Origin of the sequence: Variovorax paradoxus, from assembly GCF_024734665.1 — a bacterium.
Lineage (GTDB): Bacteria > Pseudomonadota > Gammaproteobacteria > Burkholderiales > Burkholderiaceae_C > Variovorax.
Genome location: NZ_CP102931.1, coordinates 3,942,687 through 3,955,539, shown reverse-complemented (window position 1 = coordinate 3,955,539; position 12,853 = coordinate 3,942,687). Strand labels below are relative to the sequence as shown.

The 12,853-nt window shown below is 66.5% G+C and carries 12 protein-coding genes; 10 read left to right on the top strand and 2 right to left on the bottom strand.

Going from position 1 to position 12,853, the window contains the following annotated elements; translation table 11 throughout:
* Positions 1-7: 7 nt before the first annotated feature.
* Positions 8-778 (bottom strand): PP2C family protein-serine/threonine phosphatase, encoded by a 771-nt coding sequence (locus NWF24_RS18860; RefSeq protein WP_258349856.1) that lies wholly within the window; start codon positions 776-778, stop codon positions 8-10.
* Positions 779-885: 107 nt separating this feature from the next.
* Here NWF24_RS18860 and NWF24_RS18855 point away from each other — a divergent pair, with 107 nt between their 5' ends.
* Complete coding sequence (locus tag NWF24_RS18855; protein WP_093052238.1) at positions 886-1,089, top strand: YdcH family protein; 204 nt, start codon at positions 886-888, stop codon at positions 1,087-1,089.
* Positions 1,086-3,170, top strand: coding sequence for an ATP-dependent DNA helicase (locus tag NWF24_RS18850; RefSeq protein WP_258349855.1), 2,085 nt, complete (start codon positions 1,086-1,088; stop codon positions 3,168-3,170). The genes NWF24_RS18855 and NWF24_RS18850 overlap by 4 nt, the downstream gene beginning before the upstream one ends.
* 46 nt (positions 3,171-3,216) lie before the next feature.
* Here NWF24_RS18850 and NWF24_RS18845 read toward each other — a convergent pair whose 3' ends face one another.
* Positions 3,217-4,023, bottom strand: coding sequence for an outer membrane protein assembly factor BamD (locus NWF24_RS18845; RefSeq protein ID WP_093052233.1), 807 nt, complete (start codon positions 4,021-4,023; stop codon positions 3,217-3,219).
* A 50-nt stretch (positions 4,024-4,073) separates the two neighbouring features.
* On the opposite strand from NWF24_RS18845, the gene NWF24_RS18840 reads away from it, so the two are divergent.
* The 8 genes from NWF24_RS18840 (at position 4,074) to ispG (ending at position 12,845) form a co-directional block, all read left to right on the top strand.
* Positions 4,074-5,072, top strand: a complete 999-nt coding sequence (locus NWF24_RS18840; RefSeq protein ID WP_375338390.1) for an RluA family pseudouridine synthase — start codon at positions 4,074-4,076, stop codon at positions 5,070-5,072.
* Between the two features lie 129 nt (positions 5,073-5,201).
* Positions 5,202-6,128 carry an SMC-Scp complex subunit ScpB gene (scpB, locus tag NWF24_RS18835; protein ID WP_258349854.1) on the top strand — a complete coding sequence of 309 codons (927 nt, stop codon included), beginning with the start codon at positions 5,202-5,204 and terminating at the stop codon, positions 6,126-6,128.
* Complete coding sequence (locus NWF24_RS18830) at positions 6,125-8,011, top strand: pseudouridine synthase (protein WP_258349853.1); 1,887 nt, start codon at positions 6,125-6,127, stop codon at positions 8,009-8,011. Before scpB ends, NWF24_RS18830 begins: the two co-directional genes overlap by 4 nt.
* A gap of 153 nt (positions 8,012-8,164) precedes the next feature.
* Entirely contained in the window at positions 8,165-8,590 is a 426-nt protein-coding gene (ndk, locus tag NWF24_RS18825; RefSeq protein WP_093052220.1) for a nucleoside-diphosphate kinase, read from the top strand.
* Between the two features lie 21 nt (positions 8,591-8,611).
* The gene (gene rlmN / locus NWF24_RS18820; protein WP_093052217.1) at positions 8,612-9,760 is read left to right on the top strand and encodes a 23S rRNA (adenine(2503)-C(2))-methyltransferase RlmN; all 1,149 of its coding nucleotides are present in this window, start codon (positions 8,612-8,614) and stop codon (positions 9,758-9,760) included.
* Positions 9,761-9,764: 4 nt separating this feature from the next.
* Positions 9,765-10,619, top strand: coding sequence for a type IV pilus biogenesis/stability protein PilW (gene pilW, locus NWF24_RS18815; RefSeq protein ID WP_258349852.1), 855 nt, complete (start codon positions 9,765-9,767; stop codon positions 10,617-10,619).
* Positions 10,612-11,571 (top strand): helix-turn-helix domain-containing protein, encoded by a 960-nt coding sequence (locus tag NWF24_RS18810; protein ID WP_258349851.1) that lies wholly within the window; start codon positions 10,612-10,614, stop codon positions 11,569-11,571. Before pilW ends, NWF24_RS18810 begins: the two co-directional genes overlap by 8 nt.
* On the top strand, positions 11,568-12,845 hold the full coding sequence (gene ispG, locus NWF24_RS18805) for a flavodoxin-dependent (E)-4-hydroxy-3-methylbut-2-enyl-diphosphate synthase (protein WP_258349850.1): 1,278 nt from the start codon (positions 11,568-11,570) through the stop codon (positions 12,843-12,845). The genes NWF24_RS18810 and ispG overlap by 4 nt, the downstream gene beginning before the upstream one ends.
* The last annotated feature ends 8 nt before the right edge of the window (positions 12,846-12,853 follow it).

The window sequence follows — 12,853 nt, the reverse complement described above, 5'->3', positions numbered from 1 at the left end:
GCACCGCTCAGGCGGCGACCGGTAGCGGGTCGAGCTTCAGAACGGCAATCGAGATGTTGTCGCCGGTGCCCCGGGCCCGGCGGCGCGCTTCACCCACCAGGATTTCGACCGCATCGCGCGGCGGCTGCGCATACAGCACGCTCGCCAGTTCTTCTGGGCTGAAGTAGTGCCAGAGCCCGTCGCTGCAAGCCATCAGCAGGTCGCCCGCCGCCAGCTTCGGGATGTAGTAGGGGTCGACGGGCGGCGGCGTGGTCGTCATGCCCAGGCAGCCGAGCAGGATGTTGCCCTGCGGATGGATGTTGGCCTCGGCCTCGGTGATCTGGCCGCGGTCGATCAGCACCTGCACGTACGAATGGTCGCGCGTGCGCCTGATGAGCTGGCCGTCGTGGAAGTGATAGATGCGCGAGTCGCCGGCGTGGATCCAGGCGCAGTCACCCTTGGGGGTCATGAGGAAGGCCGCCAGCGTGCTGTGCGGCTCCTGTTCGCTGGAGACGGCGGTGAGCTTGATGACCGTGTGCGAATCTTCGAGGATCTGCTTCAGCACGGCTTCGGGGTCGTCGCGGCCGGGCTGGTAGCGGGTGAAGAGCTGGCGTGCCGTCATCAGCACCTGGTCAGAGGCCTTGCGGCCACCGCTGCGGCCGCCCATGCCGTCGGCCACGATGCCCAGCACGCAGCCAGGCACACGCGGATGGCTCATCAGCAGCACCTGGTCTTGTTGGTACGGGCGGTCTCCCTTGTGGAGTCCGGTGGCCGCGGCGAGTCGAAAGCCTTGGGTCATGAGGCATATGCGCCTGAAGCGCGTGTTTCTGTCTGCTCGGAGATTCGTGTCAGGACGTATTATCGAATGAACATGCGCCGCAAAAACTTCGCGTGCGCTCCCCACCGTTGGACTCCAATCTTCACTCCCTTTCCCGTCAGCTGATCGAACTGCGCATCGAGCACGCCGATCTCGACGCCACCATCGACCGGTTGGCCGAAGGCTCGCCGCAAGACGAGCTGCTGCTGCGGCGCCTGAAAAAGCGCCGCCTCGCGTTGCGTGACCAGATCACGCGCCTTGAAAACGACCTCGATCCGAAAGAGCCGGCGTGACAGGTGCGCTCGAAGACAAGGTGCGCGACGCCTTCGCGCAGGACGGCGCGCTGTCGCGTGCCGCCGACCAGTTCCGCGAACGCTCGGGCCAGACCGAAATGGCGATGGCCGTCGCCCGCACCATCGACCAGGGCGGCGTGCTGGTGGTCGAGGCAGGCACCGGGGTGGGCAAGACCTTTTCGTACCTCGTGCCGGCCCTGCTGAGTGGTGAGCGCGTGCTGCTGTCGACCGCCACCAAGACATTGCAGGACCAGCTGTTCGGCCGTGATCTGCCGCGTCTTGTCGAAGCCTTCGGTCTGCCGGTGCGCACGGCGCTGCTCAAGGGGCGCGCCAGTTACCTGTGCCTGCACCGGCTCGACCAGGCGCGTCATGACGCCTCATTGCCCGAGCGAGGCAGCCTGCGCACGCTCGCCAAGATCGAGCAGTGGTCGAAGGCCACGCGCACGGGCGACCTGGCCGAGCTGCCCGGGCTCGACGAGCGCTCGCCGCTGATTCCGCTGATCACTTCCACGCGAGAGAACTGCCTGGGCGCGCAATGCCCGCAGTTCAAGCCTTGCCATGTCAACCTGGCGCGGCGCGAGGCGCTGGCGGCCGACATCGTGGTCATCAACCACCATCTGTTCTTTGCCGACCTCGCAGTGCGCGAGACCGGCATGGCCGAACTGCTGCCGACCGTGAGCGTGGTGGTGTTCGACGAGGCCCACCAGCTCAACGAAACCGGCGTGCAGTTTCTCGGCGCCCAGCTCGGTAGCGGCCAGGCGCTCGACTTCGCGCGCGACATGCTGGCGGCCGGCTTGCAACATGCGCGCGGCCTCGTCGATTGGCAGCAACTGGTCGGCGCGCTCGAGCGGGCGGCGCGCGAACTGCGGCTGGTGGTCGGCAAGCAATGGCCGGGCGCCAAGCTGCGCTGGCTGGGCGCGTCGCCCGAGGGTATCGATCCCGATGCATGGCAGCGCGCGCTGGATGATCTGCTCCACGCGTTCGAGCTGGCTGCAGAGGGGCTTGCCACCGTCAGCGAAATTTCGCCCGACTTTGTGCGGCTGCACGAGCGAGCCCGTCAACTCGCGAAACGCACCGCACGCTTCGCCTTGCCGTGCGAGGTCGATTCGGTGCGCTGGGTCGATGTGGGCACGCAGTTGCGGCTCATCGAGTCGCCGCTGGACATCGCCGATGCCATGCGCAAGCGGGTGCTCAAGATCGTCGATGCAGACGCTGATGTTGGCGACGATGACGACGACGAAGATCTCGACGGTTACGGTGAGCGGCCGGCGCGCGAGGCAGCGGCGGCGCAGGAAGACAGCGGCCGTGCCTGGGTCTTCACCTCGGCCACGCTGGGCGATGAGCCCACGCTGCGCTGGTTTACCGAGCCCTGCGGACTGCAGGACGCGGAAGTGCTGCGCGTACAGAGCCCGTTCGACTATGCCTCGCAGGCCGCGCTCTATGTGCCGCGCGCGTTTCCCAAGCCCAATGATCCGTCGCACAGCCAGCGCGTCGCGGAATTGGCTGCGCGCGGCGCGACGGAGCTCGGCGGTCGCACGCTGGTGCTGACGACCACGCTGCGAGCACTGCGCACCATTGGCGACGCGATGAAGCAGCAGTTCGAACTGCTCGACGCGCAAGTGCGGCCCGAAGTGCTGGTGCAGGGCGAGTTGCCCAAGCGCGTGCTGATGGACCGCTTCCGCGAAGGCGCGAGCGCCGGGCGCGCGGGTTGCGTGCTGGTGGCATCGGCCTCGTTCTGGGAGGGCTTCGATGCACCGGGCGATGCACTGCAGCTGGTGGTGATCGACAAGCTGCCATTCCCGCCGCCCAACGATCCGCTGGTCGAGGCGCGTTCACAGCGCCTGGAATCACAAGGACGCAGTTCGTTTGCCGACTATTCGCTGCCCGAGGCGGCCGTGGCGCTCAAGCAGGGGGCGGGGCGGTTGATTCGGCGGGAAACCGACAGCGGCGTGCTGGCGATCTGCGATACGCGGCTGGTGGCCATGGGCTATGGCCGCCGGTTGCTGTCGGCGCTGCCGCCGATGCGACGGCTCGAAAACGAATCGGATTTCGAGGCCGCGCTGGACGCGCTCAAGACCTAGTTTCTGACTAGGAAGAGCGCGTCGTGAGCGCGCGTGCTCTGGTGGCTTACCAGAGCTTCCACCAAGGGTCGTCCTTGCCCTTGAAGCCGTTCGCGAGGTAGGTGCTCTGCGGATAGTTGGTGGTCAGCACGCGCTGGGCGTCGTCGCGCAGGTCCTTCATGCCGAGAGCGTCGTACGACTTCACCATGATGAACAGGGCTTCTTCGAGTGCCGGCACTTCGCGGTAGTCGGCCAGCGCGATCTGGGCCCGATTGATGGCGGCCAGGTAGGCACCGCGCGAGTAGTAGTAGCGTGCCACGTGAACTTCGTACTGCGCGAGCGAGTTCACGATGTAGTTCATGCGCTGGCGCGCGTCAGGGGCGTAGCGCGAATCGGGGAAGCGCGTGACGAGGTCCTTGAACGACTCGAACGATTCCTTGGCGGCCTTCTGGTCGCGCTCGGACAAGTCCTGGCGCGTCATGAACGCGAACATGCCGAGGTCGTCGTTGAAGTTGATCACGCCCTTGAGGTACAGCGCATAGTCGAGAGCCGTGCTCGCCGGATGCAACTTCATGAAGCGGTCGATGGTGGCGATGGCGCTTGCCTTTTCGCCCGACTTGTACTGGGCGTAGGCCTTTTCCAGCTGCGCCTGCTGCGCGAGTGGTGTGCCGGCGGCGCGGCCTTCGAGCTTCTCGTAGAGCGGAACGGCCTTGTCGTAGGCGCCCGATCCGGCCTCTTCCTTGGCTTCAGAGTAGATGCGGTTGGGGCTCCAGTTGGCGGTCTTGTCGACGGAGGTAGACGAGCAGCCAGCTGCCAGCAGAGCCGCCGCGCTGAGCGCGATCCAGCTGGGGACCGATAATTTGGCGCGAAACATCACATACGGCTTTCGTGAAACAGTTGCCCTCAATTATATCGACCGACCCTTTGGGCAATACCCCCGAGACCGCCGAGGTGGCCGAGCTCGAAGAGGGCGCCGATCCGATCGAGCCCAGCGAGCAACGGCCTTTCGTCATCGACCCGGCCCAGCACGGCCAGCGGCTGGATCGCGCGCTTGCCGCGCTGGTACCCGAGTTTTCTCGCAGCTATCTGCAGCAACTGATCGAGGCTGGCGCGGTGGAACTGCAGGGCCGCACGCTCACCAAAGTCTCGGCCACAGTGAAGGCGGGGCAGGCCGGCCGCATCGAGTTGCGCCCCACGCCCCAAAGCCAGGCCTTTCGGCCCGAGGCGATGGACATCGTCACCGTGCACGAGGACGAGCACCTGCGCATCGTCGACAAGCCAGCCGGCCTCGTGGTTCACCCGGCGCCCGGACATTGGAGCGGCACGCTCCTGAACGGCCTGCTTGCGCTGGACCCCAAGGCCGTGCTGCTGCCGCGCGCCGGCATCGTGCACCGGCTCGACCGCGACACCAGCGGCCTGATGGTGGTGGCGCGCACCCGCGCCGCCATGGACGCGATGGTGGCGCTGATCGCCGCCCGCGAGGTCAAACGGCAGTACCTGGCCATCGGCCACAAGCCGTGGGAGGGCGCCGCGGCCCGCCAGGTCGACGCCCCCATCGGTCGCGACCCACGCAACCGGCTGCGCATGGCCGTGGTCGATCTTGAAAGGCATGCGGGCAAGACGGCGCGTACGCTGATCGAGCGGCTCGACAGCAACGCCGAAGGCTGCGCCGTGCGCTGCACGCTCGAAACCGGGCGCACCCACCAGATCCGCGTGCACATGGCGTCGATTGGGCATCCGCTGGTGGGCGATGCCCTTTATGGCGGCGCGCCGGCTGCCGGGCTGTCGCGCCAGGCGCTGCATGCATTCAGGCTGGCCTTCGTGCACCCCGTCACGCAAGAGGCGATGGAGTTCCGCTCGCCGCCGCCACCGGATCTCGTTCAGGCTTTGCAGTCCTGGGGGCTGGATTACAATCGCGCCTGACGGCCCGAGGGCCGCGCCGGTCACCCAAGGCCGGCCTTGCGTTGCATTTGCCGCGTGCCTGCAGCGCCTACTCCTTTCATCCTTCTGAACAAGCGTCCCTGAGGCGCCTTTTCCCGGATAACGCGAACCATGAATACGGCGGATGCCAAGCGCATTCTCGAAACCGCCTTGATCTGTTCGAGCCAGCCGTTGCCGGTGCGCGATATGCGCGTGCTGTTCGACGACGAACTGGGTGTGGACACCATCAAGGTGCTGTTGCTTGAACTGCAGGAAGACTGGGCGCAACGCGGCCTGGAGCTTGTGAGCGTCGGCAGCGGCTGGCGCTTCCAGAGCCGGCCGGAAATGCGCGACCACCTCGACCGCCTGCACCCCGAGAAGCCGCCGCGCTACACGCGGGCCGCACTCGAGACGCTGGCCATCATCGCCTACCGGCAGCCGGCCACGCGCGGCGACATGGAAGACATCCGCGGCGTGACGATCAATTCGTTGATCCTCAAGCAACTGGAAGATCGCGGCTGGGTCGAAGTCATCGGCCACCGCGAAACGGTCGGCCGACCGGCGCTGTATGCAACCACGCGCCAGTTCCTCGACGACCTGGGCCTGGCTTCGCTCGATCAGCTGCCATTGATCGAAACGCCCGCGCAGCAGGCCGCGCTGGTCGATGCGCTCGAACGGGCGTCGGGTGAGCAGCAGGGGCTGCCTATCGATGCCGCGCCGGAGGCTGAAGCACTGGCCGAGGGCGATGCGGATGCGTCGGCGATGGCGGAGCTGGAGCCAGCCGCCGCCGAAGCCGAAGCGACCGAAGCGGAGCAGGAAGTCGCTGCCTCGCGGCAAGATGAAGAAGAGCCGGCAGAAGAGCCCGCCGAGCCCGCCGTCATCGACATGGCGCCAGAAGTCGCTGAAGAAGCGGTCGAAGCCGCCGAAGCGCAGTTTGCCGAGAACGCGGCAGACACCGAATCCCCCGCCGAGCCCGCCCAGGCGCCGTCGCCAGAACCCGAAGCCCCGTCCCAGGACGAGGTCGACCCTCACGCTCCCTCTCCCGGAAAAACCTCATGAGCACAACCGACACCGAAGACGCGGCGATGCTGCCGGCCGAGCCCGAAGTCAAAAAGAAGAAGAGGGCGGCCGCGCCCAAGAAGGCTGCAGGTGATGCTATTGAATCGGTAGCGTCCGAGGTCGCGGCGCAGGAAGCCGCCGCACCGGCGGAGGCTGAAGCACCCAAGAAGCCGCGCGCGCCCCGCAAGAAGAAGCCGGTGGAGCAAGCTGTGGCGGATGAAGTAGCGGCGTCGCCTGCCGCGGAGGCGTCCGAGATGGCCGTGCCGGCAGCTGTTGCTGCAGAGGAAGCATCAGTTGCCTCCGCTGCAGTTGAAGAAGAGGCTCGCAATCCAGCGCCAGTCGAGGCCGCCCGCCAAGCGCCCCAGCCCGAACAAGCCGATCGCATCCACGACCGTGACGACGAAGAGCGGGACGAGGACGAAGACGAAGACGAAGAGGAGCCCGACGAGGAAGAAGACGACCTCGACCGCGCCCGCCGTGCCGCCGAGCGCGAGCAGCGCAATGCCTTGCCGCCCGAGCCGATCCGCTTCGCGGACGTCATCTCCGGCCAGTTCGATGCCGACGAAGAAAGCCCAGAGGTCCCGCCGCTCAAGCGCGTGCTGCTGCCCGAGGCCGATTCGCCCAAGCTTCACAAGGTGCTGGCGCAGGCTGGCCTCGGCTCGCGGCTAGAAATGGAGCAGCTGATTCTCCAGGGCCGTATTTCTGTCAATAACGAGCCGGCCCACATCGGCCAGCGCATCCAGTTCGGCGACCAGGTCAAGATCAACGGCAAGCCGATCCGCTACCGCATCGCGCCCCCGCCGCCCCGCGTGATCGCGTATCACAAGCCTGTGGGCGAGGTGGTGACGCATGACGATCCGCAGAACCGCCCGACCGTGTTCCGCAAGCTGCCGCGCCTGCAACAGGGCAAGTGGCAGTCGGTCGGCCGTCTCGACCTGAATACCGAAGGCCTGCTGCTGTTCAGCAGCTCTGGCGACCTGGCCAATCAGCTCATGCACCCGCGCTTCGGCCTGGAGCGCGAGTACGCGGTGCGCGTGCTGGGCGCGCTCACCAGCGAAGAAAAGCAGAAGCTGCTCGACGGCGTACGCCTCGACGACGGCATGGCGCAGTTCGGCACCATCGAAGACGGCGGTGGCGAGGGCTCGAATTGCTGGTACCGCGTGACCATTTCCGAAGGCCGCAACCGCGAAGTGCGCCGCCTGTTCGAGTCGGTGGGCCATGCGGTCAGCCGGCTGATCCGCATCCGCTACGGTGCCATGGTGCTGCCGCGCGGCCTGAAGCGCGGTGCCTGGATGGAGCTCGACGAGCGCGACATCCGTGCGCTGTTCCAGGCCTCCGGCGGCGCAGCTGCCCGGCCCGGTCCACAACAGCAGCAGCGCGGCCCGGGGCAGGAGGGCGGTGGTGGCAATGGCCGCAACGGGCGCAACAAGAAGCGCCGGGGCAACCGCAATGGCGGCGGTGGCGGCCAGCCGCCGCGCGACATGCGCGATGCACGCGAAGATGGCGGGCGTGAAGCGCCGATTCCGAACCCGCTGGGCGACGGCCGTCCGCCGCGCGGCGACCGGGGTGCCCGCCCCAATCGTGGCGGTGGCAACGGCGGTCCGCCCCAGGGGCAGGGACGCCGCGGCAACAGCGGCAATAGTGGCAATAGTGGCAACCGCCAGGGCGGCGGCAATCGCCAGCAGGGCGACGACCGTCAGCCGAGCGGCGCCAACCAGCCCGATCCGATGAAGACCTCGTTGGGCTACATCGGCGCAGACAGCTTCTCGCGCCAGCGCAAGGAGCAGCGCGGAGGTCCGCGTCGTGGTGGAGGAGGCGGGGGCGGTGGTGGCGGCTTCGGCGGTCAGGGCGGCCAAGGTGGCGGACGCCGTCGCGGGCGCTGAAAGCCAGCCGTCGGAGCGCGGCCTTTCGCGGGGTTTTCACCAATCCGCAAGGCTGCGCCGGTTAAAATCAGAGGCTTTGTCGACATGTGACGCAACAAATTCGTTGCAGTTGTGACAAAACACTTCAAAATCAAAGCTCCAGGAAGCATTTCAATGGCTATCGAACGTACCCTTTCCATCATCAAGCCCGACGCAGTTGCCAAGAACGTCATCGGCAAGATCGTTTCCCGTTTTGAAGCTGCTGGCCTCAAGATCGTCGCCGCCAAGCTGGTGCATCTGTCGCGCAACGAAGCCGAACAGTTCTACGCCGTGCACAAGGAACGTCCCTTCTTCAAGGACCTCGTCGAGTTCATGATCTCGGGCCCCGTGTTCGTGCAAGTGCTCGAAGGCGAAAACGCCATCGCCAAGAACCGCGACCTGATGGGCGCCACCGACCCCAAGAAGGCAGCCGCCGGCACCATCCGCGCCGACTTCGCCGACAGCATCGACGCCAACGCCGTGCACGGTTCGGACGCTGCTGAAACCGCAGCGAACGAAGTCGCTTTCTTCTTCGCCGGCCTCAACGTCTACGCACGCTGAAGCCGTATCTCGACCGATTCCATGACCACGGCCAATCTGCTCGACTTCGATCTCGAGGGGTTGGCTGCGTTCTGCGAAAAACTCGGCGAGAAAAAATTCCGCGCCACGCAGCTGTTCCGCTGGATTCACCAGCGTGGCGCCAGCGACTTCACCCAGATGACCGATCTGGCGAAGTCGTTGCGCGAGAAGCTCGCGACTACCGCGCGCGTGGAGGCCCTGCCGGTCATCACGCAGCACGAATCCAAGGACGGCACGATCAAGTGGCTGTTCGACGTCGGTGACGGCAATGCCGTCGAAGCCGTATTCATTCCCGAGGACGACCGTGGCACTTTGTGCGTGTCGTCCCAGGCCGGCTGTGCGGTCGGTTGCCGCTTTTGCTCGACCGGGCATCAGGGCTTCAGCCGCAACCTGAGCACGGGCGAAATCGTCGCCCAGCTCTGGTTTGCCGAACACTTCCTGCGCAAGCACCTCAAGCGCGACGAACGCGTCATCTCCAACGTGGTGATGATGGGCATGGGCGAGCCGCTGCAGAACTACTCGGCGCTGGTGCCCGCGCTGCGCACCATGCTCGACGACAACGCCTACGGGCTGTCGCGCCGTCGCGTGACGGTGTCGACTTCCGGCGTGGTGCCGATGATCGATCGCCTGGGCGCCGATTGCCCGGTGGCCATGGCCGTTTCGCTGCATGCGCCCAACGACGCGCTGCGCGACGACCTCGTGCCCCTCAACCGCAAGTACCCGATTGCTGAACTCATCGAGGCCTGCAAGCGCTACCTGGCGCATGCGCCGCGCGATTTCATCACCTTCGAATATTGCATGCTGGATGGCGTGAACGACCAGCCCGAGCATGCGCGGCAGCTCGTCGAACTGGTGCGCACGCACGGCATCTCGTGCAAGTTCAACCTGATTCCTTTCAACCCGTTTCCGGCCTCGGGCCTGCTGCGCTCGCCGCAGCCGCGCGTGTTGGCATTCGCCAGGACGCTGAGCGAAGCCGGTCTTGTGACCACCGTGCGCAAGACGCGCGGCGACGACATCGATGCCGCCTGCGGTCAGCTCGCCGGCGACGTCAAGGACCGCACCCGCGCGGCCGAGCGCATGGCCCAGCGCCGTGCAACCGAGCGCCCCGTTGTTTTGCATCCGGTCCGCAAGGCCGCCCCCCAGGAGCATTGAACCGATGAGCATGGTCATTTCGACGACAACCGCGAACGTGCAGCGGATGCTGACTACAGGTTTCGCGGGTGTCGCCGTGGCGTTGCTGCTTGCGGGCTGCGTGAACACGCGCACTACCACCACCAGTCTGGCCGATACCAGCTCAGGCAAGGGCACTGAGGTGGTCACCGAGTCCGACGAGTCCAGCCGGCAACGCCGCGCGCGCCTGCGCATGGAGCTGGCCGCCGGCTATTTCGAGCATGGCCAGACCACTGTTGCGCTTGACGAGCTCAAGCAGGCGCTGGTCGCCGACCCCAACAACGCCGACGCCTACAACCTGCGCGGCCTGGTCTACATGCGGCTGGACGACGCCGGCATGGCCGAAGACAGCTTCCGCCGCGCCATCGCCATCAATCCGCGCGACCCCAACGCACGCCACAACTACGGCTGGCTGCTGTGCCAGCAGAACCGCTATGGCGACGCGGCCGCGCAGTTCACCGAGGCACTGGCAGTGCCGAGCTATGCCGACCGCGCCAAGACGCTCATGACGCAGGGCGTGTGCGAACTCAAGGCAGGGCAGCGCGTGCAAGCCGAGCGCAGCCTCATGCAGGCCTACGAGATCGACGCCGGCAATCCGGTGGTTGGCTTCAACCTTGCTTCGGTATTGGCGCAGCGCGAGGAATGGTCGCGCGCGCAGTTCTACATTCGCCGCGTCAACAACAGTGCCTCGGCCAGCGCCGAGACGCTCTGGCTCGGCATCAAGATCGAACGAAAGCTGAACAACCGCGAGGCAGTCGCGCAGTTGGGAGGCCAACTGCAACGACGCTTCCCCCAGTCGCGGGAGGCAACAGCGTACGAGCGCGGGAATTTCAATGACTGATCGGGTTTCGGAGTTCGGCACTTCCGCAGCACTGCCGCTGGAAGAAGGCGACATCACGCACAAGACGGCCGGCGACCTGCTGCGCGAGGCGCGCGAGGCTCATGGCCTGCACATCGAGATGGTGGCGGCCGCCCTCAAGGTGCCGCCGCAGAAGCTCATGGCGCTTGAAGCGGACGACATTGCCTCGCTGCCAGACCCGGTCTTCGCTCGCGCCCTGGCGAGCAGTGTCTGCCGTGCTTTGCGCATCGACCCGGCGCCCGTGCTTGCGAAGCTGCCCAGCACGCAAAGGGTGTCGCTGGCCGAGGCCGACCGAACCCTTCGGACGAACATCACCTCGGGCACGCCGCGCTGGAACAGCAGCGGACGCTCTAGCGGGCTGCCTTCGCGCGGATTGCTGATCGTGGTGCTGGTGCTGCTGGTTGGCGCGGCCGCGTTGTTCTGGTTGCCGCAGTCGGTGTTCGACCAGATCAGTGCTTCCGTATCGCGCCTGACAGCGCGCAGTGAGGCCGATACGGAACAGGCACCCGCGAACGGACCGGCTTCAGCCGGTGCAACTGGCGCCGTGGCCGAAACGGTGCCCTCGCAGGCTGTGGCACCGAGCGCTCCGGTGGGCCAAGTCCCCGCCGCGGCCATCGCCAATACGCCAGCTGTCCCTGCAGCGGTTGCGGTTGCCCCCGCCGCGCCAGTGGCGACTGCCGCAAGCACAAGCAGCCAGCAACTCGTTTTCGTGGCACGTGAAGAGTGCTGGATCACCGTGACCGAAGCCGGCGGCAAGCAGTTGCTGCGTCGCAGCCTGCAGGCCGGCGAAACGGTCGGCCTGTCGGGCGCGCTGCCGCTGTCCGTGGTGGTGGGCCGTGCGTCGGCGGTCGATGTGCAGGTAAGCGGCAAGCCTTACGATCTGACGCCTGTCACGCGCGGCGGTGGCGTGGCGCGTTTCGAGGTGAAATCGTGACCGACTGCTATCCCGATCCCATTCCATCGGCGGCACCCAAGGCGCGCCGTTCGCGCCAGTCCAGCGTGGCCTGGGGCTCGCGTGTGGTCACGGTGGGCGGCGATGCCCCCGTGCGCGTGCAGTCCATGACCAACACCGACACCGTGGATGCCATCGGCACCGCGATCCAGGTGAAGGAGCTGGCTATCGCCGGCTCGGAAATGGTCCGCATCACCGTCAACACGCCCGAAGCCGCAGCGCAGGTGCCCTACATCCGCGAGCAGCTCGACCGCATGGGCATCGACGTGCCGCTGATCGGCGACTTCCACTACAACGGCCACCGTCTGCTCACCGACTATCCGGCCTGCGCCGAGGCGCTGAGCAAGTACCGCATCAACCCCGGCAACGTGGGCAAGGGCGACAAGCGCGACCGCCAGTTCGGCCAGATGATCGACGCGGCCATGCGCTGGAACAAGCCCGTGCGCATCGGCGTCAACTGGGGCAGCCTCGACCAGGAACTGCTCGCCAGCCTGATGGACACCAACAGCCAGCGCGCCGAGCCGTGGGACGCCAAGCAGGTGATGTACGAGGCGCTGATCACCTCGGCCATCGAGTCCGCGAAGCTGGCCGAATCGATGGGCATGGCCGGCAACCAGGTCATCCTGTCGTGCAAGGTGAGCGGCGTGCAGGACCTGATCTCGGTCTATCGCGAGTTGGCCCGCCGCTGCGACTATGCGCTGCACCTGGGCCTCACCGAGGCCGGCATGGGCACCAAGGGCACGGTGGCCTCGGCCACGGCGCTGTCGATCCTGCTGCAGGAGGGCATCGGCGACACCATTCGCGTGTCGCTCACGCCGCAGCCGGGCGAGTCGCGCACGCAGGAGGTGGTGATCGCCTCCGAAATCCTGCAGGCTCTGGGCCTGCGCGTGTTCGTGCCCAGCGTTACGGCCTGCCCAGGCTGCGGCCGCACCACCAGCACTACCTTCCAGGAACTGGCCAAGCAGATCGACGACTATCTGCGCATGCAGATGCCGGTCTGGCGCAAGAAATATCCGGGCGTCGAGACGATGAAGGTGGCCGTCATGGGCTGCATCGTCAACGGCCCTGGCGAGAGCAAGCATGCCGACATCGGCATCAGCCTGCCCGGCACCGGCGAGGCACCTGCCGCGCCGGTCTTCATCGACGGCGAAAAGGCACTCACGCTGCGCGGCGACAATATCGCCAACGAGTTTCACCAACTCGTCGAAACCTACATCGAAAAGCGCTTCGGCGGCGAACACGCTGTCGCGGCCTGACACCTCCG